The sequence below is a fragment of the Shewanella sp. SM23 genome, assembly GCF_025654295.1.
Lineage (GTDB): Bacteria > Pseudomonadota > Gammaproteobacteria > Enterobacterales > Shewanellaceae > Shewanella > Shewanella oncorhynchi.
This window is the reverse complement of record NZ_JAKKRM010000013.1, coordinates 12,346-34,960: the sequence shown is the minus strand read 5'-3', so window position 1 is coordinate 34,960 and position 22,615 is coordinate 12,346. Positions and strand designations below refer to the sequence as shown.

Sequence of the window (22,615 nt, the reverse complement as noted above, 5' to 3'; positions counted from 1 at the left end):
TGCTTGATGGCGCTATGGGTGACGAGTCGCCCCTACGTTACCTTGGCGCTTAGCCACTTAAGATGAGCCCAGATAAACGCCCCGAAATGTCACTTCAGGGGCGCGGATGGATTAAGGTTTACTTTGCTAAGGACTTAAAGTGGTTGTACAGCGTATTGCTGAAACTGCTGTCGTAGGTGAAGCGATAAAACTGTTTATTTACTGATGTATCAAAAGCCTTGTTTAGCTCAACTTCGGTCAGCAAGTAAGGGCTGACTAGGTAGTAGTGTGCACTAACCATTTCGCGCTCAATAGGGTCTTCAACTATTTGAGTTATGGTCAACAGCTGCTCATTACTTGGACTGGTACTAATGCCCCATTCATATTGCGCTTCGGGTTGGCCGAAACTATCGAGAAGAGTGAACTTATTGGGCGTATCTTGAATATACCCGTCAGGGTAAGCGTACGACCAGAAGAGTTGCACTAGCAGCTTAGAGTACATCTGACTTGCTGTTGCAACATCAGTTTCATGTTTGATGGGAGCTTCATTGCGGCAAATCACATCGGCAACTTGCTTAAGATCCATACGATATATCTGTGCAGGCCAAGCGAGTGGCGCCAGTTTAAGATCCGCAGGGAGGTTCACTAGCAAATCTTGCCAGTCAGCGGCACTGTTTTGGTACTTCTGAAAATTCATTTGGATTTCGACATCAGTGCCAGCGTAGACGGTTTTTAATAGGTTGCCCTCGATGATCGGCTCTTTACTGGCATAACCTTGATCGTTACGTGTGGAATTAATCCATTTTTGCATCGGCTCATTCCAACATTCGGTTTCAGTATCCTCTTGAGATGTTTTTTCGATGAGCATAGCGACTTTACCTGAGATTACGCCAGTAAGGCTTTGCTTATCAACACCATAATCCAAGGTGATAAAATGACTGTTGCGTACGGTTTGTATACTGAGTACGTGTAATTCGCCTGCTTGATTGTGCATACTGCTATACACATTATCCCAGTCAACACTGTTCATGGCTTTGTCATCAACCGGCGCTTCCATATAACCGAAGGACACTAAGGTGCTTTCCACCTTATTAGTGACGGCAACAGGATTGGTTTGCAGATAAGCATCAGTGCCAAATCCATACCCTAGGATTAAATTCTCGAAGGCTTCAAATGTGGCGATTAACACTTCGATGGCTGCCAAAATTTCCACTGTGCGCTCATTGGTGAGATTTAGCAGATAATCGTGTAACAGCAGCGTGTCGATAAATGTCGGTTGCAGGGTGATTTCGGGCGAAAGACTAAATAAATCGGCTTCAACTTGTTTAAATCCACTGGCGTATAAGGTTTTTAGTTTTGCTCGGAACTCAATCACTTGCTGTGGCGTTAAGTCGGCCTCAATCATCTTGCGATAGCGTGAAAATTCAATATTAGTCAGCGCATTGATATGACCCGCATGATCGGGCAGGGCAACGATATTCATGCCGCCAGTGGTGGCGTTGGTGTTAGCTGCGGCGGAGCTCATCGCCAATGCTGAGCGTGCAGATGACGCCGCGTTATCAATCCAATTGGCCAACAGGTAATAGTTAGGTTTTTCGGTCTCGCTTTTCCAATCTATTTGATATTTACCATCGGTATCCGTCGTTGTGCTAGGTTCGCCCTCAGAGCAGCTTAAATCCTGGTTAAGATCGACGCACACGTTGGCCCCCGCGATAGCGCCGATATAAGTGACCTGACCTGTGACTTTATGTGCGTATTCTGTGGGTGGCGTCGGCTCTGGGATCGGTGTTGTATCATCTTTATCGTCCGAGCCAGAACATGCCGTCAGCAAACTGGTGGCGATAAGCAAAGAGAGCAGTTTAGGTTTAAACATCTTGTATCCTTACGTGAATATACTCGGCAACTTCCATCGCCATTATTTAAGCTGTGTCTATTTTATTTTAATATGAATCAATATCTTGGAGCGTTTTTCTATTGTTCAAATGTGATTAGCTTTACATTGGGTACGATGACGGGGTAGGCAATAGCGGATAGTAATTGAGAACGCTTTTGATGAGACGTTTACCATTTTTTAGAGAAATCCCTTTCGCTACGACTTAACATCCAATCCTGTAATTAACTCAGGCGACTGTTGTGCTAGTGTTAATTGCTTGTGTATTTTCCTTTCTGTTTAAAAATCAAACAAGTATGCAAAAGTATGAAAGGTGCATACTTAGCTTGAAGATTTTAATGAGAGACTTGAGCTGGTTAGATCGCACATTCCAGCATTAACAGCGGTATGCCATTGGTTTCTGCTTGTTGCATACGTTCTGCCATTTCTGTTGGACTCAGTCCAGGATGGATAGGAATAAGCTTTTTTGATGCCAATAATGTTTTGAGTTCAGCGCAATTCACTGTTTTGTCAATGCTGATGGTCTGGACGTTAAGTTCGATTAAGCTTGGCCAATTATTTGAGCTAATGCGGCTGAGGAACAGGCTATCGAGTTGCAGGTTTTTACCAGAAAAGTCAGTTACCTTCATATCGGTCAGCATTAAGGTTTTAAGATTATTACTGTTCAGATTACCGAGTGTGCTGAGCGTGCCACCTTTTAAGCTTAGGGTGTTGAGATGGGTAAAGGCGCTGAGATCTTGCAGCGTCACTATGTCAGTGGGATTAAATTGGCAGTTAAGTAGGCTGAGTTCTTGGCTCTGCTGAATAGCGAAGAGTTTCGATTGTTTTTGGATGCAGTCATTAAGTGGCATATTGCTGAATTTAACGGCGGATATCGGTTGTGAAATTTCAGTAGCGAGCTCAGTTTCAGGCTCATCAGACTCGCTATTGTCTTGCTCAGTATCCTCTTCGATGGCTTGTTCATCTCCCATATCATCGAGTATTGGCGCATCATCTTCAGCCATTTCATCCGCCATATTTTGTGATGCAGTTGGGTGGGGCAAGCCCTGTTTAGCAGCAAATGCATTGGTCAAGGCGTTGGCTATTGCATCCCCTTTCTCGCCTGTGAGTCCATCGACAATAGCTGGTGTATCATCGCCTAAAACACAGAGCCGAAATCGATGAAACAGACTCGTTAAGGTGTTAACCCGTGCCTGATTAATATTCATGTCCATTAAGGCTGGAAAAGCGTCGCCTAGGTTTTGGAGTTTAGGGTAAGTGTTGAGCCTATCCACATAGGCGTTGAGCTCTTTGATTTGTGTTCTGAAATCTGCCACAAGTTCTGGTTGATGGCATTGACTCGCATGCGGAACTTGCTGCTGTAATTCTTTAAAATACCTAAGGTACTCATTCGCTAACGTAAGCTGTTGCTTTGCCTTAATCGCCAGACGTTGAGGAATGCCTTCCCTTATAACGGCAAGTGCATCGCCTTGATGACGATCTAACGCATCGTCAATTTTGTCCTCAGGCGCTGTTTCCCCTAATGCAATGGCTTGCTCTATGAGTGGTACTGTTTGGCTGTCAAAAGTCGCCAAAGCCTGATCTCTATCCTGTGCGGCGCTAGCAGGAAAAATACTGCAGGCAAGTAAACTACACAGTGCAATAATTCTTATCTTTTCCATAAGTATCAATATCCGTTTAGCTTCAATTTTCAGATTATTTTAAAAACATACATAGTAGGTTCCAGTTAGCTAAGCAGGGGAACATTGCAAAATGTTGATAATTGCTTACCTATCTCCTGTATTTGGTGCAAGTCACCATATTGAAATTTCAATGGTTCAATTTGAGTATCCATCACTATCAACAAATCATACCCATGGGGCTGGCCGAGACGTTGCCGTATTTGAAATGCTGCGATGTGGTTGATGGGGATGACTTGTTGAGTTAGCGGATAGAGCGAACTGACTTTAGTGGTGATCAGTTGCCGTTCGAGATCAATCTGAATACGCCTTCGAGCAAATAGCAGATGCCAACTAAGAAGTGCAATGAATGACCAGATAATCACTTCGCCATAGGACCAATGTTCAAAACCTAGTGCGTTAAATAAGGTGATTGAAGCGACTAGGCTTGCAAAAATCCAGCGTCCAATGGTTTGTGCTCGAGTTTTAGCCATGATTGCTATGGTCGGTGAGAGTTGTTTAAAGTGCATCGCTATAGGCTTCCAATAAACTTCATCGCAAAGCCAAACACCATAATAAATGGCAGCGGATAAAACAGTTTAAGTATTAATTTGGGGTGCCAAAGTGGTTCGATATCTGCCGAAGGCGGACGATGAGTAGGATTGTCATTCTCTTTAGCGTCAATCGCTTGTGCGCTATATCCATCGGCCGTGTTGATGGTGTCGACCTCTTGCGCGATAGGTTTATCCTGACCATTTAGCGAGAGTGACGCGATAAGTGGTTCATTCGATGAGAGTATGTCTAGCTCACGGATATTGGGAAATTGGGTGATTTGCTCTTTGGCAGAGAGATTAAATGTCTGTGCAAAGAACATCATAGCTTGGGTGGTATCGGTTAAACCCCCGATGGGGTACACAAGATTATGCAACTTAAGCTCATATTGATTTCTGTTATAGCTATCGTGGCGCAGTAGTAACTCGGTAGATTTCAGTGGGGCTAGGTAGGCTTTTTTGAAGTGATAACCCAAAAATTGTGATTGTACGAAACGTTGCTGACTTGGATTATCAAGTACCAAATGCTGCTTGAACGCCCAGAGAATGAGCACTACAGGTAGCAACAATGCCACCACAAACTGGTAAAAAGTCTGCTCACCGCCGTCGAGGGTTATCGCCATGATAAGAGATGCCGAAAGTGGCAATAGCGCCAATAATGCTAACCCTCGACGAACATAATGGCTTTTAGTTGCAAGGCGAAGCTGTTCAGGTAATCCATCAGGATTGATAAATCTTGGAGCTTTTTTAGATAATTGCGAATACTGCATCACTACCTTGCCTTTATGTCGTTGGCTGTTTTAGGTCACTTACGGCAATTTGGAGAGGAACCAACCTTCTTGCGTCTCGACAAATTTGCAACTGACCGAGGCTTGTTCATTGGGGCTGGTGATCAGCAGTTTAACTCTTGCCTCTTGGATAGCGCCTTTTTGCCGTTTAAATTCATCTGCTTGGCTGTAGCTCACGCCTTTGGGAGTAATTTCATCCATGGTTCGGTCAACATACCAGCGCTTGTGGGAGCGTTGCAAAATCTCGCCAGCATATTCCTGTTCTTTTTGAGTTGGTGCGTACGGCATAAGAGCGATAAAGGCCGCTAGGTCTTGGGTCTTAATAAAATCGAAAGTGCCTAAGCAGCGTTGGGTTAATTCATCGTCTAATTTTTGATTTACTGCTTGCACACATAGAGGCATAAATAAAAGGGCGATTATGGATAGAGCGCGGGCAGAGTGGGGTAGTCGCAAAATAAACATCCTTGTGATGAAAGTGAATCTCGGCTAACAGACAGGCTAAGCGATTGACATCTAATATGTTGTTAGCCTGTTTTTTTCGCCAGTTATTTTTGCGTGTAGAGTTCATCATCACAATCACGCTAAAGTATTAACTTGTTTCTGATTTGTTATTTGATACTGCATTTAGTGTTAACTTGCTCACCAGTATTTCTATGGAGGGTAAATATTAATGCGTGTTTTCAGTTCAGGTTGCTTAGTGGGTTTATTGGCGTTATCAATGGGTACTTTTACGTCGTTGCCGTTAAAGGCGGCCGATGAGGAATTATTTACACTGTTTCCTACGGCAAAGTTAAAAGAAGAGCTGACTCGCCACTATGTTGAGTATCCTTTTATTATCAGCGTTGGCGAGAGTAGAGCGGACTTTAGCTTTAAGCCAATATTTGGCCAGTTACAGCAGCAAACATACGAATTAGCACCTGAATATAGTCCTAACCATATACTCGATAATTATCGGGCTCAATTGAAAAGGCTTGGCGGTGAAGTATTATTCGAGTGTCGTCTTGAAACGTGCGGTAATACTCGTCTATTGCAAGAGAATATTGCCTTGTTGGATGGCGTGATTGGTGTCGATAATGGTTATTTATTCGCTCGAGTTAAGCATGAGCAGAAAGAGTTTTATACTGCGATACAAACTGCAAGCACGACTAATTCTTATGCAACTATCCATATCACGACCTTAGAAGTTGTGCCTGAACCTTTAGGTTTAGTCACTGCTAATGCGGCATTTTTACAACAAGCACCTAAGCAGATTGAGTTTAATGACAATGTACAAAAGGACACTGAAGGTGCTGAAGATCATCCGTTGCTAAGTCGCTTAAAGGGCGCTGTGATTCATGAATTTAAACGTCAGGGTTTTGCTAGCACAGCTTTCGTATCTGCTATGGATGCTACCAACAAACCTGTGGTGGTGGAGCGTGCAGGTAAGCTGACTCAGAATGGTTATCAGTTGCCAAAGGAATACTCAAGTTATGAGGTGTTTAGCAACTATAAAGCAGCGCTGACTAAACTCGGCTTCGAGGCGCAATTTGAGTGTAAGGGAGAGGCCTGTGGCCCTGAAAGAAAATTTGTCGAGGCAATTGATTCTTTAGTCAATATTGGTAATGAAGAGAGCCAGTTTTATGGCTGGTATACCTTAACTCGCCCCCAGGGCAATGTGCATGTAAGTACTTATACCATTGGCTTTATTGGCGGCTTATGGACAGAGTTACGGGTATTGGAAGAAACTCAACTTAAGGATGACCGTGTCGGTATCAACCTTGCGGCTTTGACTGATCAAATTGAAGCTAAAGGACATGTCACTCTAGAAGGGCTGTTATTTGAGTACGATAGCGACAAGTTATTACCAGAAGCTCTGCCCGTTGTGGAAGTGCTGGCGAGTTATTTAAGCGCTAACCCAAGCCGCGCATTTTATGTGGTTGGCCACACTGATGACAAAGGCAACCAAGCTTATAACCAAGGTTTGTCACAACGTCGTGCTGTTGCAGTCGTCAAGTTGCTTACCGCAAGTCATGGTATTAAAACTCAACAGCTTGAAGCTGTGGGTATTGGCGAGCATGCGCCCATTGCCAGCAATAATGATGAGGCGGGGCAACAACAGAATCGTCGAGTAGAGTTAGTGCTGAGATCGGATACTAAGTAAACACAATAGCTTGATTCAATAGATATAAAAATGGCGCTCACAGTTAACTAAGTGGGCGCCATTTTTGTTTATCTGTGATCGCTCAGCCGAAAATCTCAGCCAAGCGATATTCACACTAAGATAGTGCCGGGAAGGAGAACGAGCTGCCAATCCCTAGAGGCAAGCCTAAGGCCCAATATGCCAGTAAGAAACCGCTCCAAAGTAAAAGAAAACTGATTGAAAACGGTAACATCAGCGCCACTAAGGTGCCTATGCCTGATTCCTTAACGTATTTTTGGCAAAACACCACAATTAACGGAAAGTAAGGCATCAGTGGGGTGATGATATTAGTGGATGAGTCGCCCACTCGGTAAGCGGCTTGAGTCAAATCCGGTGACACACCTAGTTCCATTAACATGGGTACCATAATGGCGCCAATCAATGCCCATTTGGCTGAGGCGGAACCCACTAATAGATTGACGAACGCCGTGAGAAACACAATTCCCACCAAAGTCACACCCATAGGAAGGGCTAATTCCTTTAACGCCAACGCGCCTTTAATGGCCATTAATGCGCCTAAATTGGATTGACCAAAAGCATAAATAAACTGGGCGCAGAAAAAAGCCATGACGATGTAATAACCCATGCCGCTCATGGATTTGCTCATGCCTTGAATAATGGCTCTGTGGTTGTTTGCCGTGCCAGCGGCATAGCCATACACGATGCCGGGAATGAGGAAAAACACAAAAATAATCGCCACAATGGAGCGCATTAATGGCGCTGAAGCACTGGTTAGGGCGCCGTCAGTAGCACGCCAAGCAGAATGTTCACCATAGGCGGTTAATACTAATCCTAATGCACACAACAACATGGCGGCCATGGCGAATTTGAGTCCGCGGCGCTCATGGGGTTGCAGTTCATCTAGGGTTGGGAGCGTGCTGGGATCGCCATTCACCGCAGTGTTTTTTAGGCGCGGCTCGATAACTTTATCCGTTAAGAACCAGCCAACTAAGATAATTAAAATGGCAGAAGCCGAAGTAAAAAAGATGTTATTTAGTGGGTTAATCGTTAATGTCGCGGCCGCGGGGTCGGCTGATAATCTTGCCGCTGCCTGAGTTAAGCCCGCTAGCATAGGATCAAGGCTGGATGGCACGCCAACGGTCGCAGAAAAACCACCGGATACGCCAGCGAAAGCGGCGGCAATACCGGCTAAGGGATGACGACCCGCGGCGTAGAAGATCACCGCGCCGAGTGGGATAACGAGTACATAACCCGCATCAACCGCGACATGGCTTAGAATACCCACGGCTATCAATACCGGAGTGAGTAACATCTTGGGGGTAACAGATAAAATGGAGCGCAGCCCTGCATTAATAAAGCCAGTATGTTCAGCAACGCCTAGGCCCAGCATGGCCACAAGCACCACACCTAGCGGCGGGAAAGTGACAAAGGTCGTGACTATCGCCGAGGTAAAAGCGGTTAACGCACCACCATCAAGCATATTGACGACTTGAATCGGGTTACCAGTACGAGGGTCGATTTCATCAAAACTGACACCCGATAATCCCCAAGAGATCAACCAGACTAAGCCCAGAAACATCGCAAATAATACTGCTGGGTCGGGCAGTTTATTGCCGACGACTTCGACGCCATTGAGAAATCGCTGGAATCCAGTGACAGGTTTATGATTTTCCATTTGGGTGCCGCTTCCTAAAAATGATGATTGTTATCGGCGATTATAAAAACGCAGCATTAATTTAAGCTTGGTTTAACTAATCGATAAGAAATAAAACACATAAAAATCTATCGCAGTGGCTTTAGTGCGGGTGGATTTAATCATCACTAAATCAATTTAGCCGCAAATAAAAAGCGCGGGTTCATGACTGAACCCGCGCTTTTTTACTCAACAATGTGTTTGATTACATTATCCGAATGGAGCCGCTACGTGCTTAAGCCTTTGGGCCTGCATTGCGGATAGCGTCTGACACTTGATACTTAGCGAAGTTTTTAGTGAAAGCTTCTGCTAGCTTCTGGGCGTATTCGGCATATAGCGCTTTATCGCCCCAAGTGTTGATTGGATTGAGTAAATTGCTGTCTACGCCTGTGACTGCCACAGGAACGGCGAGGTTCAAGGTGTCTAAGTGGACAGTTTCCACATCTTTCAATTCACCGCTGACAATCGCATCGACGATGGCGCGGGTGGTTGGGATGTCAAAACGTTTACCTACACCGTGTGGACCGCCAGTCCAGCCTGTGTTGACTAAGTACACTTGGCTACCGAATGACTCAATGCGCTTCATCAACAGTTCTGCGTACACGCCAGCAGGGCGTGGGAAGAAAGGTGCGCCGAAGCACGTTGAGAAGGTGGATTGAATCGCCGAGGTTGAGCCGATTTCAGTCGAACCTACTTTGGCGGTATAGCCAGACAAGAAGTGGTATGCCGCTTGTTCTTTGGTCAGGATAGAAACCGGTGGTAATACGCCAGATACGTCGCAGGTTAAGAATACAACCGCATGTGGCTCAGCGCCGCAGTTGTCTTCTTTACGTTGGGCAATGTGCTCCAGCGGATAGGCTGCGCGGGTGTTTTCCGTCAGGCTGCTGTCTTTGTAGTTAGGTACGCGGTGTTCGTCCATAACGACGTTTTCAAGCACAGTGCCGAAACGAATCGCATCCCAAATCACGGGCTCATTCTTTTGGCTTAAATCGATACATTTGGCGTAGCAACCGCCTTCGATGTTGAATACACCGCCGGGTGCCCAGCCGTGTTCATCATCACCAATCAGGAAGCGTTTTGGATCAGCAGAGAGTGTGGTTTTACCTGTGCCAGATAAACCGAAAAACAGCGTAGTGTCGCCATCTTTACCCACGTTGGCCGAGCAGTGCATTGGGAGCACGCCTTGGGCTGGCAGTAGGAAGTTTTGCACTGAGAACATAGACTTTTTCATTTCGCCAGCGTATTTCAGGCCAGCAAGCAGCACTTTACGTTCAGCGAAGTTTAAAATCACGGTCGCATCTGAGTTAGTGCCATCACGTTCTGGTACGCAAACAAAGTCAGGGGCATTGATGATCTGCCACACTGGTTTGTCTTTACGATTAAATTCTTCAGGAATGATAAATAGATTGCGGGCGAACAGTTGGTGCCAAGCGTATTGCGTGGTGACTCGTACTGGTTGGTAATGTTCAGTGTCAGCACCGACTTCGAGATCAGATACAAACAGTTCTTTATCGGCTAGGTAAGCTTCAACCCGTGCCCATAAACCTTCAAAAGCACCTGGATCGAAAGCCTGATTGACTGGGCCCCATTCGATATCAGCTTCTGAACTGGGTTCTCTTACAATGAAACGATCGCCAGGTGAGCGACCGCTGCGAGCGCCTGTTTTAGCAACTAATGCGCCATTGGCTGTCAATTCACCTTCGCCGCGTAGCAGGGCAAATTCGACAAGTTGTGCTGTTGAGGGGTTAAAGTGAACGCGGTTTAATCCATCCGCCATAGTGAGGTCTCCATTTGATTTGTAAGGTTATTTTAATATCGATCGTCTGCCGATTTAATTTTATTTATCGCCTGAGTCGTGCTAGGTGACAAAGTGAGGGCGATTGTAGCCTAAGCCGAGTGCAATGTGTGAGGGGATTATAGGTATGAATAAAAAATGGGCGCCAAATAGGGCGCCCATTTTTTAGCGGGAGTCGTTTTACTGCTGGGTTGTTGATGTTTGACCGTTAGCAAATAAGGTTGCTACGTCTATGGCATCAAAGGTGTATTTAGCGTGGCAATATTCGCAACCCATTTCTATCTTGCCATCTTCGGCGAGTATGGCTTCGATTTCTGCTTGATCTAAGGTCTTGATCGCGCCGGCACTGCGCTCATGGGAACAAGTGCATTTAAAGCTCACATCGATAGGATCAAATAAGCGTACTTCTTCCTGATGATAGAGGCGATGTAACACGCTTTCTGCATCAAGAGTAAATAGCTCTTCGGCCTTGATGGTCGACGTCAGTTGGCTCAAGTGTTCGAAGTCGGCGTTGTGATCTTGCTGGCTTGGCAGAATTTGTAGGAACATGCCCGCCGCTTGTTTGCCGTCGGCAAATAACCAAATTCCCGTAGGTAACTGCTCAGATTGATTGAAGTATTCTTCAACACAGGCCGCAAGCGTTGGCTTGTCTAGTGCAACGACACCTTGGTAGCGTTCACCTTCGTCGGGTGTTAAGGTGATGACCATATAGCCTTGGCCGAAGAGTTCTGTGAGGCTAGCATCATCGGCGAGTTCAGCATTCCAGCGAGCCACACCGCGTAACTCTTGTAAATTGTTACCGTTGATCACTGCTAAAGAAACAGGGCCGTTGCCTTGTAACTGTACGCTGATATCACCGCTAAATTTCAATGTAGCGGTTAATAGTGAGGTGGCTGCCATTAATTCACCCAGTAGCACTTGCAGTACGGCTGGGTATTCTTGGGCGCTGATCACTTGTTGATAGCTGTCTTGTAACTGCACCAGTTCACCGCGCACATCGGCATTATCGAACAAGTAGCGGTGTAAAGTATCTTGGTTCATCGTGTATCTCACTGTTAAAGGTCTTTAAAGCGCATGAGCTGGCGTCGTTGCTTTTTATCTGGTTTCTGATCGGGTATCGGGTTATTGAGCATGTGGAGGCGTCGTTGCTCAGCATTAATGGCCCGTTTAGCCAGACTTGTCGCGGTTTCTTCGTACAATTCTTGTGCAATCGCACCACTTTGGCGTAATTGCGATAATTTTTTTATGACGATCTCTTTATCGTCATATCCTTGGCGTATCTTAAGGACGGCGCCTATCTCGGCATTCCTACTAGATTTGGCACGCTGGCCGTTGTAATGTACTTTGCCGCCGTTAATCATTTCTTTGGCGATGGCACGGGTTTTATAAAAACGTGCAGCCCAAAGCCACTTATCGAGTCGAATGTCTGTTTTATCGCTTTGACCTTGAGTCATAGTGTCTCCAGCTAAAAGATCGATGAGTTCACATGCCGAGCAAGAAAATGCGTGAAGAGCATTTCTATTATGTTAAAGGGTGGCGTGCTTCACACCCTTTTATGGCGGGCAAAGTTAGCATAATTGGCCTATTTTCGCCAATTTGAATGCTGTTATGGGCTTGTTGCCAAATGCTGCCTAGGTTAGCATGAGACGGTAACCGCCTAATTATTATAATCAGAACAGAGACCTGTATCGAGGGTCCACATAAAATATGGATTTATTAGATAAAGTTATCGCAAAAGCCATTGGCATGCCCCATAAGCCCTTAAGCCGGATAGTCTTCTGGTTGGGTTTTATTGTGATCATGTTGTTAGCCGCGCAAATTACATGGAAATTAGTGCCTACTAGCTCATCACCCAGTGCTTGGTCACCAACGCCCGTTAACCTGACGGGTAAAGGTGCTGGGCAGGTTGATCTTGCGGGTTTACAGCAGCTTGGTCTCTTTGGTAAGGCAGATGCTAAATCTGAAAAGCCAAAAACTGAGGTTGTTGAGACTGTGACCGACGCGCCTAAGACCACGCTCTCTATTCAGCTCACTGGCGTTGTTGCATCGACAGCGGATCAGAAAGGCTTAGCGATCATTGAGTCAAACGGCAGCCAAGAGACCTACAGCTTAGGCGATAAAATTAAGGGCACTTCGGCATCACTGAAAGAAGTCTATGCCGACCGTATTATCATCACTAACGCTGGCCGTTACGAGACATTAATGCTCGATGGCTTAGTTTACACTAGCCAAAGCCCAGCCAATCAGCAGTTACAACAAGCTAAGACTAATAAGACTGGATCGGCAGTGAGCCGTGTCGATCAACGTAAAAATGCCGAAATCTCCCAAGAACTCGCCGAATCCCGCACCGAATTGTTAGCCGACCCCAGTAAGATCACCGATTATATTGCCATTTCACCTGTCAGACAGGGTGACGCTGTGGCGGGATATCGCTTGAATCCAGGGAAAGACGCCAATTTGTTTAAGCAGGCGGGTTTTAAAGCTAACGATTTAGCCAAATCGATTAATGGATACGACTTGACCGTAATGAGTCAAGCGTTAGAAATGATGAGCCAATTACCCGAGTTAACCGAAGTTTCTATTATGGTTGAGCGGGAAGGACAATTGGTTGAAATCATGTTTAGTTTGCCGCAATAACACGCGTTAGAGGAAAGAAAAAGAATGAATAACAAAAGGATTCGACGCAAGCTGATTGCTGGGGTTGTTGCGGGTGCAGCCATGTTCTCCTCCCAATTCGCTTGGTCTGAACAGTATGCGGCCAACTTTAAAGGCACGGATATTCAAGAATTTATCAATATCGTTGGTAAAAACCTGAATAAGACCATCATAGTTGACCCGACAATTCGCGGCAAAATCAACGTTCGCAGTTATGATCTGTTGAACGATGAACAGTATTACCAGTTTTTCCTCAACGTCTTACAAGTTTACGGTTATGCCATCGTTGAGATGGAAAATAACGTTATTAAAGTCATCAAAGACAAAGATGCCAAAACCGCTGCAATTCGAGTCGCTAACGATAATGACCCCGGCCTTGGTGATGAAATGGTGACGCGTATCGTGGCCTTGTATAACACTGAGGCTAAGCAATTAGCGCCGTTATTACGTCAACTTAATGATAATGCGGGTGGCGGCAACGTAGTGAACTACGACCCCTCCAATGTCTTGATGTTGTCTGGCCGTGCTGCTGTCGTGAACAAGTTAGTCGAAATTATCCGTCGAGTGGATAAGCAAGGCGATACCTCGGTGCAAGTGGTGCCGTTAGAATTTGCCTCCGCGGGTGAAATGGTACGAATCATAGATACCCTTTATCGTGCTACTGCTAACCAATCCCAATTGCCAGGCCAAGCGCCAAAAGTGGTTGCTGACGAACGTATCAATGCCGTAGTCGTGAGCGGTGATGAGAAGAGCCGCCAACGTGTGGTCGAGCTTATCCGTCGTCTCGATGCCGAACAAGCCAGCACAGGTAACACAAAAGTTCGTTATCTACGTTATGCCAAAGCAGAAGATTTAGTTGAAGTGCTGACCGGTTTTGCCCAAAAGTTGGAAGGCGAGAAAGATCCGAGCGCTCAGGCTGCAGGTGGTAAACGCCGTAATGAAATTAATATCATGGCGCATACTGAAACCAACGCCTTAGTGATCAGTGCTGAACCCGATCAGATGCGCACTATCGAGAGCGTGATTAATCAACTCGACATCCGCCGTGCTCAGGTACTCGTAGAAGCCATTATTGTCGAAGTTGCCGAAGGCGACAGTGTCGGCTTTGGGGTGCAATGGGCGGCGAAAGCGGGCGGCGGCACTCAGTTTAATAACTTAGGCCCAACCATAGGTGAGATTGGCGCTGGTGTATGGCAGGCGCAAGATAAAGAAGGCACATTCATCACTAACCCGAGTACTGGTCAGGTGATAGGTCAAAACCCGAGTACGAAGGGCGATGTTACCTTACTTGCCCAAGCTTTAGGTAAAGTGAACGGTATGGCATGGGGTGTGGCCATGGGTGACTTTGGTGCGCTGATCCAAGCCGTATCCAGTGACACTAACTCAAACGTACTGGCAACGCCTTCTATTACGACCTTAGATAACCAAGAAGCCTCGTTTATTGTGGGTGACGAAGTGCCTATTCTGACAGGTTCTACCGCCAGCTCGAGCAACAGCAACCCATTCCAAACCGTTGAGCGTAAAGAGGTTGGGGTTAAACTGAAAGTGGTGCCACAGATCAACGAAGGCAGCTCAGTTAAGCTGACGATTGAACAGGAAGTTTCTGGGGTTAACGGTAATACAGGCGTGGATATTTCCTTCGCGACTCGTCGCTTAACCACTACCGTTATGGCGGATTCTGGTCAAATTGTGGTACTCGGTGGTTTGATCAACGAAGAAGTACAAGAAAGTATACAAAAAGTACCGTTCTTGGGTGATATCCCTATTCTAGGACATTTGTTTAAATCTTCTTCGAGCAAAAAAACGAAGAAAAACCTCATGATCTTCATCAAGCCAACGATCATACGTGATGGCATCACGATGGAAGGGATTGCTGGGCGTAAATATAATTATTTCAGAGCATTACAGCTTGAACAGCAAGAGCGGGGCGTGAACTTAATGCCAAATACTCAAGTGCCAGTGTTGGAAGAATGGAATCAGTCTGAGTATTTACCTCCTGAAGTTAACGAGATTTTAGAGCGTTATAAAGAAGGTAAAGGCTTAGATACTCAGATGCGTAAAACGGATCCAACGCTCAAAACGCTCGATGAAAACAAAAACAAAGATAAAACCAATGAGTGAAATTCAACTATCCCAAGTCGATGACCTCAGCCAAGTCTCTAATGAGCTAGGCCTTGAAGCTGAAGGTGATGAGGTATTTCGTTCGAGCAGTAAAGAGCGTTTACCTTTTGCCTTTGCACACCGCCACGATGTGGTGCTCGCGCTGGGTGAAACGGGCGAGTTAAGCTTGTTCTATACGAGTAAAACACCCTTAACGGCTATGCTCGAAGCGCGGCGTTATTCGGGTGTTGATTTGCCTTTGGTTAAGCTCGAAGTGGCAAAGTTTGAGGCCAAACTCACTCAAGCATATCAGGCGAACTCGTCTGAAGCGCAGCAGTTGATGGAAGACATTGGCAACGAGATGGATTTATTCACCCTTGCCGAAGAGCTGCCGCAGACCGAAGACTTACTTGAAGGTGATGATGATGCGCCTATCATCAAATTGATTAATGCCTTGTTATCTGAAGCGATTAAAGAAGAAGCGTCGGATATCCATATCGAAACCTACGAGAAACAGCTCGTGGTGCGTTTCCGCATCGATGGTGTACTTAAGGAAGTCCTCAAGCCAAACCGTAAACTGTCGTCGCTGTTAGTGTCGCGGATTAAGGTTATGGCTCGCCTCGATATCGCCGAAAAACGTGTGCCGCAGGATGGCCGTATTTCGCTGCGAATCGCAGGTCGTGCGGTAGATGTGCGGGTATCGACCATGCCATCGAGCCACGGTGAACGTGTTGTACTGCGTCTGCTGGATAAAAATACTGGTAACCTCGATTTAGAACAATTGGGGATGACAGACAGTATTCGCGTTAAGTTTGAAGATCTTATTCGTCGTCCTCACGGGATCATTTTGGTGACTGGCCCTACGGGCTCGGGTAAAAGTACCACTTTGTATGCGGGTCTGACGGAGATCAACTCCAAAGACACCAACATACTCACAGTAGAAGACCCTATCGAATACGAGTTAGACGGTATCGGTCAGACCCAAGTTAACACTAAGGCCGACATGACTTTCGCCCGTGGTCTGCGCGCTATTTTGCGTCAAGATCCCGATGTCGTGATGATAGGTGAGATCCGTGACCTCGAAACTGCGCAAATTGCGGTGCAAGCGTCACTCACTGGCCACATGGTGATTTCAACCCTGCATACCAACACAGCGTCTGGCGCGATTACACGTTTGCAAGACATGGGCGTAGAGCCTTTCCTCGTGTCTTCAAGTTTACTCGGTGTGTTGGCTCAACGTTTGATCCGAACCCTTTGTCCTAAATGTAAAATCGAGCATGTGCCCGATGCGCGTGAGCGTGAGTTGCTGGGCATAGCCGCCGATGACGACAGACGTATTTTCCGTGCCAATGGCTGTAAATCCTGTGGTAACAATGGCTACCGTGGTCGAACCGGTATTCATGAGCTTTTACTGGTTGACGATAATGTGCGTGAATTGATCCATGGCGGCCGCGGTGAGTTAGCCATCGAAAAGTATATTCGTCAGTTTGTACCGAGCATTCGTCACGATGGCATGAGCAAAGTGCTCGCGGGCATCACCACTCTCGAAGAAGTGCTACGTGTGACTCGCGAGGAGTAATTTATGCCAGCATTTGAATATAAGGCACTGGATGCCAAGGGAAAGCAGCTTAAGGGCGTGATTGAGGCGGATACCGCCAGACACGCCCGCAGCCAACTGCGTGATCAGCGCATGATGCCCTTGGAAATACTGCCTGTTACTGAAAAAGAAGCCAAAGCTAAGAGCAGCAGTTTTTCGTTTTTCAAACGTGGCATTTCAGTTGCTGAATTAGCTTTGATCACCCGCCAAATTGCGACCTTAGTGGCCGCGGGTTTACCGATTGAAGAATCCCTTAAAGCCGTTGGTCAGCAGTGCGAGAAAGATCGTCTCGCGAGCATGATTATGGCGGTACGTTCTCGGGTGGTGGAAGGTTATAGTCTGGCCGATTCCTTGGCTGAATTTCCGCATATTTTCGATGATTTATACCGTGCCATGGTGGCCTCGGGTGAAAAGTCGGGTCACTTAGAAGTGGTGCTTAATCGGTTAGCGGATTACACAGAGCGACGCCAACAGCTTAAATCTAAGCTGACCCAAGCTATGATTTATCCCGCGGTTTTGACCACAGTGGCGATAGGGGTGATTTCAATCCTGCTAGCAGCGGTTGTGCCTAAAGTGGTCGGACAGTTTGAGCACATGGGCGCTGAGCTTCCCGCCTCGACCCGATTTTTGATCTCGGCCTCTGACTTTGTTCAAAACTATGGTGTGTTTGTGGTTATCGCCTTAGTGCTGTTATTCGCACTCTTTCGCCGCATGTTAAAGTCACCTGCGTTTCGGATGAAGTACGATAATTTTTTATTGAGCATGCCGGTTGTTGGCCGCGTGAGTAAGGGATTAAATACGGCGCGTTTTGCGCGGACGTTAAGTATCTTATCCGCCAGTTCAGTGCCTTTGCTCGATGGTATGCGTATTGCGAGTGAAGTGTTGCAGAATATGCGAGTGCGGGCCGCAGTTGACGAGGCGACTGCACGCGTGCGGGAAGGAACTAGCTTAGGTGCAGCGTTGACTAATACTAAGTTGTTTCCGGCTATGATGTTATACATGATTGCGTCGGGCGAGAAGAGTGGTCAACTTGAGCAGATGTTAGAGCGGGCCGCCGATAACCAAGACAGGGAATTCGAAGGTAACGTCAACATAGCATTGGGTGTATTCGAACCTATGCTGGTGGTCAGTATGGCGTGTGTTGTGCTCTTTATCGTGATGGCAATTTTGCAGCCAATTTTAGCCTTGAATAACTTGATTAGCGGTTAATTTTTGAATTTATGGATTATGACCAAGTCGATTGGCATAGGATTTTTTAGGAGAAGTAGTCGATGCAAATGAACAAGAAACATCAAGGTTTTACCTTACTCGAAGTGATGGTTGTTATCGTGATTTTAGGGATTTTAGCCTCTATGGTTGTGCCTAACTTGATGGGTAACAAAGACAAGGCTGACCAACAAAAAGCCGTGTCTGACATAGTTGCACTCGAAAATGCCTTAGATATGTATAAGTTAGATAACGGTGTTTATCCATCGACCGAACAAGGCTTAGAAGCATTAGTGCAAAAGCCTACGATTTCGCCTGAGCCACGTAACTACCGTGAAGATGGTTATGTAAAACGTTTGCCAGAAGATCCATGGCGCAATAACTACCTGTTGTTAAGCCCTGGCGAAAACGGCAAGTTAGATATTTTCAGTGCAGGCCCCGATGGTCAACCAGGTACCGAAGATGACATCGGTAACTGGAATTTACAGAATTTCCAATAAGATGCTAAAGCTGCGTCACGCTGGTTTCACCTTAATGGAGGTGATGCTAGTGATTTTGTTGATGGGGCTCACGGCTGCGGCTGTGACTATGTCTATCGGCAATTCTGGGCCGCAACAGGCCTTAGATAGAACGGCGCGGCAGTTTATTGCGGCCACTGAAATGGTGCTTGATGAAACCGTTTTAAGTGGCCAGTTTATTGGTATTGTGATTGAGAAAACCAGTTATCAGTTTGTTTTTTATAAAGAAGGTAAGTGGGAGCCTTTGGATAAAGACAGACTCTTATCTGAAAAGCAAATGGAGCCAGGGGTTGTACTGAACTTAGTGCTCGATGGTTTACCTTTGGTACAAGAGGATGAGAAAGACGATTCTTGGTTCGAAGAACCGCTGATTGAACCCTCTGCCGATGATAAGAAGAAACACCCTGAGCCACAGGTCATGCTATTCCCGAGCGGTGAAATGAGCGCTTTTGAGCTGACGTTTATCGCTAAAACTAACAAAGGCCAGCAGGCCGAAACGTTAGTGGTCGGTGATGCGCTGGGCAGATTAACCATAGGGCGCCCCGATGAAACGCGTTAAGGGCATGACCCTACTCGAAGTGATTGTGGCCCTTGCCGTATTTTCAATTGCGGCCGTGTCTATCACTAAAAGTTTGGGCGAGCAGATGGCAAACATGCCGATTCTGGAATCGCGCACTTTGGCACAGTGGGTGGCTGATAATCAGATGGTCGATGCCAGACTTGATCCACAGTTTCCTGAAATCGGTAAAAAAGAAGGTCAAGTTGAGCTCGCAGGAAAGGATTGGTATTGGCGTAAAGAAGTGGTGAAAACGACGGACGATAATTTTCGTATGATCCGCATAAGTGTGAGTGAAGACGAACGCTATCAGCGTATTGCCGCACAAGTGAGCAGTTATGTCCTTAAAACTAACTAGTGCGCAGCGGGGATTCACCCTGCTGGAAATGCTGATCGCCATCGCGATTTTCGCCATGATAGGTTTGGCTTCTAATGCGGTACTCAGCACAGTGCTGACTAACGATGAAGTGACGCGCGCGTTTTCAACTCGGCTTAAAGCTCTACAGCAAGGTTTTGGTGCGATTGAGCGTGATCTCGCGCAAATGGTGGCGCGCACACCAAGATTACTCGAAGGTGGTCGAGGTTCGACCGTCTTCCAAACGGGCAATGATATCTTAGATTCGGAATCGGAAGCCTTAGTGTTTTACCGTTTAGGCTGGTTAAATCCCGACGGTTTATTACCGCGAGGCAGCTTGCAGTCGGTGGCGTATGTGGTGCATGAAGGGCGGCTGGAACGTTGGTATTTTCCTTATCCTGAGCCTGAGTTTGGCGCCGAGCCAATTAAGACAGTGATTATCGACAAAGTGCTGTCGGTGGAATATTCCTTCTTCATGGAAGATAAGTGGGAGCGTAAAGTCGAGGCGACTAAGTTGCCTAAAGCGATCGCCATGGAGATTGAGATTGAAGGTTTAGGCAAGATCCAACGTAAGTTCTTGTTGCCGCTGGGTGCTGTTGCACCAGAAAAGTCTAAGGATGACGATAATAAAGACGAAAATCCTGACGATACGAACAAAGATAAAGACAAAGATGGTGATGGAGTCGATGATGGCTCGGGGAACGATCCTGGTGACGGTTCTGGTGATCCAGGTGATGGTGACCCTGAAGATGAGGGCCGCGAATGAGAACCCAATCTCGGTCTAAACAGCGCGGTGTCGCACTGATAGTTGTGCTCTTGATTGTGGCCATGGTGGTGATCATCGCGACAAATATCACAGGTCGTAATCAGTTATCCATGCGTCGAACGTTGAACTTGGCCCAGTACGATCAAGCCTATTGGTACGCGATTTCTGCCGAAGAACTGGCGAAGAAGATTTTAAAACAAGATTTAGACGACTCGGAAGGTCGAGTCCACAGGCAACAATATTGGGCCATGGCCGATGTTGTGTTTCCGGCGGAATACGGTGAAATTGCTGGCAAGATCACTGATATGCGCGCCTGTTTTAACTTAAATGCCTTGTCTGTGACCACGAAAGAGGTGGAAAACAGTCAACCTAAGCTGCCGCTGGCGGCGAAGCAATATAAGGCCTTGTTGGTGAGTTTAGGGATGGACGACTTTAGTGCGGACCGTCTGACCCAGACCTTAAAAGATTATATCGACGAAGACACCACTGCTAGCCCTTATGGTGCCGAAGATGCGGAATACGAAGCGCGAAATGTGCCTTACCGTGCGGCCAATACACTGATGAATCATCGCAGTGAATTACGGGCAGTGATGGGATACACCCAAGATATCTATTTGAAACTCTTGCCCTATGTATGCGTTATCCCTGGCAATGACAGGCAATTACTGAATGTGAATACCTTGGAAGTAGAGCAAGCGGCACTGTTAGCTGGCATGCTCGAAAATCAGATTTCGGTAGGCGAAGCAGAAAGTATCATCAACCAACGCCCCGGCGATGGCTTTGCCAAGATAGATGACTTTTATGAAAGCTCATCCATGGGATCGATCAAGTGGGAAGGTGCCATGAAGTCGAGCTTTGTCATCGATAGCCAATATTTTTTATTGGCCTCGGGGGCGAAGGTTGATAACGCCGTATTTAGAATGGAAAGTGTGCTCAAAAAGAGCGGCGGCAATAAAATGGAAGTGCTCACCCGTCAGTTTGGTGGCCAAAAATAATGGAAGTGCTCACCCGGCAGTGTTTGATGTTGGTGGGCAAAAATAATGGCAGTGCTCACCCGTCAGGGGTTGATGTTGGTGGCCAAAAATAATGGAAGTGCTCACCCGGCAGAATCTGGTGGACAAAAATAATAGCAACGAGCTCAGTCACGCTTTCTTGACTGGGACTGGTGGAGAAAAACTGTGAGTGAACGGCTATTTATTCGCTTAGGCAGAACAGCAGAGCAAGCGTGCTCTTGGCTCGTTTGGTCGGAGCAAGAACAGGAAATTATCGCCTCTGGCGAGCTCGCCAATGCTCAAGGTTTGTCGACCTTAACCGAGCGTGCGGGCAATCGTCCCGTCGATGTGTTAGTGCCCGCCGCGGCAATGACGCTCACTAGTGTGCATTTGCCCGAAAAAGGTCAACGCCAAGCCTTGAAAGCCTTGCCTTTTATGCTCGAAGAAGCCTTAGCCGATGATGTCGATGCTATGCATTTTACTGTTGGTCCACGTGACGGTGATGCCTTAAGTGTGGTCGCAGTGGCCCATGAGCAAATGCAGACTTGGCTGAGTTGTTTGACCGAAGCGGGTTTAAAAGTGAAGCGCATTGTGCCTGATTGTTTAGCCTTGCCATTGCAAGAGTGCCAATGGGCGGCAATGAATTTTGGCAATGAGCTATTGCTGCGTACCGGATTAGCTTCGGGCCAGAGCTTACCTCTGCCTTGGTTGCCAATTGCGTTAGAACAACTTAAGCCTGCACAGGGCGAAGTCTCTGTCGCCAGTTATACCGAGATGCAACTCGAGGGTGTCGAGCTTAAGCCGCAGTCACTCGAGCTACCTATGTTAGTGTTAGCCCGCGGTATTTTGCATGCGCCAGTGAATTTACTGAGCGGCGTTTACACGCCGAAGCGTGAATACAGCAAACAGTTGATGATGTGGAAAAGTGCGGCCATCGTTATTGCCATCGCTTGTGTGCTGGCCTTAGTGAATAAAGGGCTGACTATACATCAAGTCAATGGTCAGGTTGCCGATCTTAAAGCCCAGAGTGAATCCATTTATCAGCAAGTGATCCCGGGAAATTCGCGCATTGTTAATCTACGTTCGCAGATGGAAAGTCAGTTACGTGCATTGCAGGGACAGGGCAGTGGTGCCGAGTTTTTTGCCATGCTCGATGGTTTACAGGATGCCTTTAAGCAAGTGCCTGAACTTAAACCTAATAGCCTAAGATTCGAAAGCGCGCGTAACGAGATCCGTATGCAAGTGAGTGCGAAAAATTACGCGCAGATCGAGAAGTTTAAAGAGATTGTCGGTCGTCGTTTTCAACTCGATGGCGGCACTATGAATAGCGGTGAAGAGCAAGTCACCAGTACCTTAACTTTGAGGAGCAAATAAG

20 protein-coding genes are annotated in these 22,615 nt (G+C 46.7%); 11 read left to right on the top strand and 9 right to left on the bottom strand.

Features of this window, described 5'->3' with window-relative positions:
- Positions 1-118: 118 nt before the first annotated feature.
- The 5 genes from L5L98_RS15390 to L5L98_RS15370 all read right to left on the bottom strand — a co-directional run bounded on the left by L5L98_RS15390 (position 119) and on the right by L5L98_RS15370 (position 5,320).
- Positions 119-1,852, bottom strand: a complete 1,734-nt coding sequence (locus L5L98_RS15390) for a hypothetical protein (protein WP_263142189.1) — start codon at positions 1,850-1,852, stop codon at positions 119-121.
- Between the two features lie 374 nt (positions 1,853-2,226).
- The gene (locus tag L5L98_RS15385) at positions 2,227-3,531 is read right to left on the bottom strand and encodes a hypothetical protein (RefSeq protein WP_263142188.1); all 1,305 of its coding nucleotides are present in this window, start codon (positions 3,529-3,531) and stop codon (positions 2,227-2,229) included.
- Between the two features lie 65 nt (positions 3,532-3,596).
- The gene (locus L5L98_RS15380; RefSeq protein ID WP_131525705.1) at positions 3,597-4,058 is read right to left on the bottom strand and encodes a hypothetical protein; all 462 of its coding nucleotides are present in this window, start codon (positions 4,056-4,058) and stop codon (positions 3,597-3,599) included.
- Positions 4,059-4,060: 2 nt separating this feature from the next.
- Complete coding sequence (locus tag L5L98_RS15375; RefSeq protein WP_263142187.1) at positions 4,061-4,849, bottom strand: hypothetical protein; 789 nt, start codon at positions 4,847-4,849, stop codon at positions 4,061-4,063.
- Between the two features lie 39 nt (positions 4,850-4,888).
- Complete coding sequence (locus L5L98_RS15370) at positions 4,889-5,320, bottom strand: hypothetical protein (RefSeq protein ID WP_263142186.1); 432 nt, start codon at positions 5,318-5,320, stop codon at positions 4,889-4,891.
- A 217-nt stretch (positions 5,321-5,537) separates the two neighbouring features.
- Between L5L98_RS15370 and L5L98_RS15365 the strand changes: the two genes are divergently transcribed.
- A complete protein-coding gene (locus L5L98_RS15365; RefSeq protein ID WP_263142184.1) occupies positions 5,538-7,007 on the top strand; it encodes an OmpA family protein in 1,470 nt (489 codons plus the stop codon).
- 115 nt (positions 7,008-7,122) lie between these two features.
- Here L5L98_RS15365 and L5L98_RS15360 read toward each other — a convergent pair whose 3' ends face one another.
- The 4 genes from L5L98_RS15360 to hslR form a co-directional block, all read right to left on the bottom strand.
- A complete protein-coding gene (locus L5L98_RS15360) occupies positions 7,123-8,682 on the bottom strand; it encodes an AbgT family transporter (RefSeq protein WP_131525240.1) in 1,560 nt (519 codons plus the stop codon).
- Between the two features lie 253 nt (positions 8,683-8,935).
- A complete protein-coding gene (locus L5L98_RS15355; RefSeq protein ID WP_173497001.1) occupies positions 8,936-10,477 on the bottom strand; it encodes a phosphoenolpyruvate carboxykinase in 1,542 nt (513 codons plus the stop codon).
- Between the two features lie 198 nt (positions 10,478-10,675).
- Positions 10,676-11,536, bottom strand: a complete 861-nt coding sequence (hslO, locus tag L5L98_RS15350) for an Hsp33 family molecular chaperone HslO (protein ID WP_105250990.1) — start codon at positions 11,534-11,536, stop codon at positions 10,676-10,678.
- 14 nt (positions 11,537-11,550) lie between these two features.
- Positions 11,551-11,949, bottom strand: coding sequence for a ribosome-associated heat shock protein Hsp15 (gene hslR, locus L5L98_RS15345; RefSeq protein WP_011848177.1), 399 nt, complete (start codon positions 11,947-11,949; stop codon positions 11,551-11,553).
- Positions 11,950-12,202: 253 nt separating this feature from the next.
- On the opposite strand from hslR, the gene gspC reads away from it, so the two are divergent.
- From gspC to gspL, 10 genes are all read left to right on the top strand, one after another.
- Positions 12,203-13,132 carry a type II secretion system protein GspC gene (gspC, locus tag L5L98_RS15340; protein WP_131525237.1) on the top strand — a complete coding sequence of 310 codons (930 nt, stop codon included), beginning with the start codon at positions 12,203-12,205 and terminating at the stop codon, positions 13,130-13,132.
- 24 nt (positions 13,133-13,156) lie between these two features.
- On the top strand, positions 13,157-15,271 hold the full coding sequence (gene gspD, locus L5L98_RS15335; protein ID WP_263142178.1) for a type II secretion system secretin GspD: 2,115 nt from the start codon (positions 13,157-13,159) through the stop codon (positions 15,269-15,271).
- On the top strand, positions 15,264-16,829 hold the full coding sequence (gene gspE / locus L5L98_RS15330; protein ID WP_105250994.1) for a type II secretion system ATPase GspE: 1,566 nt from the start codon (positions 15,264-15,266) through the stop codon (positions 16,827-16,829). Before gspD ends, gspE begins: the two co-directional genes overlap by 8 nt.
- Before the next feature lie 3 nt (positions 16,830-16,832).
- Entirely contained in the window at positions 16,833-18,056 is a 1,224-nt protein-coding gene (gspF, locus tag L5L98_RS15325) for a type II secretion system inner membrane protein GspF (protein WP_263142175.1), read from the top strand.
- A gap of 62 nt (positions 18,057-18,118) precedes the next feature.
- On the top strand, positions 18,119-18,553 hold the full coding sequence (gene gspG, locus L5L98_RS15320; protein ID WP_105250996.1) for a type II secretion system major pseudopilin GspG: 435 nt from the start codon (positions 18,119-18,121) through the stop codon (positions 18,551-18,553).
- Position 18,554: 1 nt separating this feature from the next.
- On the top strand, positions 18,555-19,130 hold the full coding sequence (gspH, locus tag L5L98_RS15315; protein ID WP_113941577.1) for a type II secretion system minor pseudopilin GspH: 576 nt from the start codon (positions 18,555-18,557) through the stop codon (positions 19,128-19,130).
- A complete protein-coding gene (gene gspI / locus L5L98_RS15310) occupies positions 19,117-19,485 on the top strand; it encodes a type II secretion system minor pseudopilin GspI (protein WP_105250998.1) in 369 nt (122 codons plus the stop codon). Before gspH ends, gspI begins: the two co-directional genes overlap by 14 nt.
- The gene (gspJ, locus tag L5L98_RS15305) at positions 19,466-20,248 is read left to right on the top strand and encodes a type II secretion system minor pseudopilin GspJ (protein WP_105250999.1); all 783 of its coding nucleotides are present in this window, start codon (positions 19,466-19,468) and stop codon (positions 20,246-20,248) included. Before gspI ends, gspJ begins: the two co-directional genes overlap by 20 nt.
- The gene (gspK, locus tag L5L98_RS15300) at positions 20,245-21,243 is read left to right on the top strand and encodes a type II secretion system minor pseudopilin GspK (RefSeq protein WP_105251000.1); all 999 of its coding nucleotides are present in this window, start codon (positions 20,245-20,247) and stop codon (positions 21,241-21,243) included. The genes gspJ and gspK overlap by 4 nt, the downstream gene beginning before the upstream one ends.
- Before the next feature lie 183 nt (positions 21,244-21,426).
- The gene (gspL, locus tag L5L98_RS15295; RefSeq protein WP_168826965.1) at positions 21,427-22,614 is read left to right on the top strand and encodes a type II secretion system protein GspL; all 1,188 of its coding nucleotides are present in this window, start codon (positions 21,427-21,429) and stop codon (positions 22,612-22,614) included.
- The last annotated feature ends 1 nt before the right edge of the window (position 22,615 follow it).

What these genes read in the sequence shown, in the direction of transcription:
- L5L98_RS15390 (WP_263142189.1), bottom strand. Translation starts at nt 1,852, where the DNA reads ATGTTTAAACCTAAACTGCTCTCTTTGCTTATCGCCACCAGTTTGCTG.
- L5L98_RS15385 (WP_263142188.1), bottom strand. Translation starts at nt 3,531, where the DNA reads ATGGAAAAGATAAGAATTATTGCACTGTGTAGTTTACTTGCCTGCAGT.
- L5L98_RS15380 (WP_131525705.1), bottom strand. Translation starts at nt 4,058, where the DNA reads ATGCACTTTAAACAACTCTCACCGACCATAGCAATCATGGCTAAAACT.
- L5L98_RS15375 (WP_263142187.1), bottom strand. Translation starts at nt 4,849, where the DNA reads ATGCAGTATTCGCAATTATCTAAAAAAGCTCCAAGATTTATCAATCCT.
- L5L98_RS15365 (WP_263142184.1), top strand. Translation starts at nt 5,538, where the DNA reads ATGCGTGTTTTCAGTTCAGGTTGCTTAGTGGGTTTATTGGCGTTATCA.
- L5L98_RS15360 (WP_131525240.1), bottom strand. Translation starts at nt 8,682, where the DNA reads ATGGAAAATCATAAACCTGTCACTGGATTCCAGCGATTTCTCAATGGC.
- L5L98_RS15355 (WP_173497001.1), bottom strand. Translation starts at nt 10,477, where the DNA reads ATGGCGGATGGATTAAACCGCGTTCACTTTAACCCCTCAACAGCACAA.
- hslO (WP_105250990.1), bottom strand. Translation starts at nt 11,536, where the DNA reads ATGAACCAAGATACTTTACACCGCTACTTGTTCGATAATGCCGATGTG.
- hslR (WP_011848177.1), bottom strand. Translation starts at nt 11,949, where the DNA reads ATGACTCAAGGTCAAAGCGATAAAACAGACATTCGACTCGATAAGTGG.
- gspC (WP_131525237.1), top strand. Translation starts at nt 12,203, where the DNA reads ATGGATTTATTAGATAAAGTTATCGCAAAAGCCATTGGCATGCCCCAT.
- gspD (WP_263142178.1), top strand. Translation starts at nt 13,157, where the DNA reads ATGAATAACAAAAGGATTCGACGCAAGCTGATTGCTGGGGTTGTTGCG.
- gspE (WP_105250994.1), top strand. Translation starts at nt 15,264, where the DNA reads ATGAGTGAAATTCAACTATCCCAAGTCGATGACCTCAGCCAAGTCTCT.
- gspF (WP_263142175.1), top strand. Translation starts at nt 16,833, where the DNA reads ATGCCAGCATTTGAATATAAGGCACTGGATGCCAAGGGAAAGCAGCTT.
- gspG (WP_105250996.1), top strand. Translation starts at nt 18,119, where the DNA reads ATGCAAATGAACAAGAAACATCAAGGTTTTACCTTACTCGAAGTGATG.
- gspH (WP_113941577.1), top strand. Translation starts at nt 18,555, where the DNA reads ATGCTAAAGCTGCGTCACGCTGGTTTCACCTTAATGGAGGTGATGCTA.
- gspI (WP_105250998.1), top strand. Translation starts at nt 19,117, where the DNA reads ATGAAACGCGTTAAGGGCATGACCCTACTCGAAGTGATTGTGGCCCTT.
- gspJ (WP_105250999.1), top strand. Translation starts at nt 19,466, where the DNA reads ATGTCCTTAAAACTAACTAGTGCGCAGCGGGGATTCACCCTGCTGGAA.
- gspK (WP_105251000.1), top strand. Translation starts at nt 20,245, where the DNA reads ATGAGAACCCAATCTCGGTCTAAACAGCGCGGTGTCGCACTGATAGTT.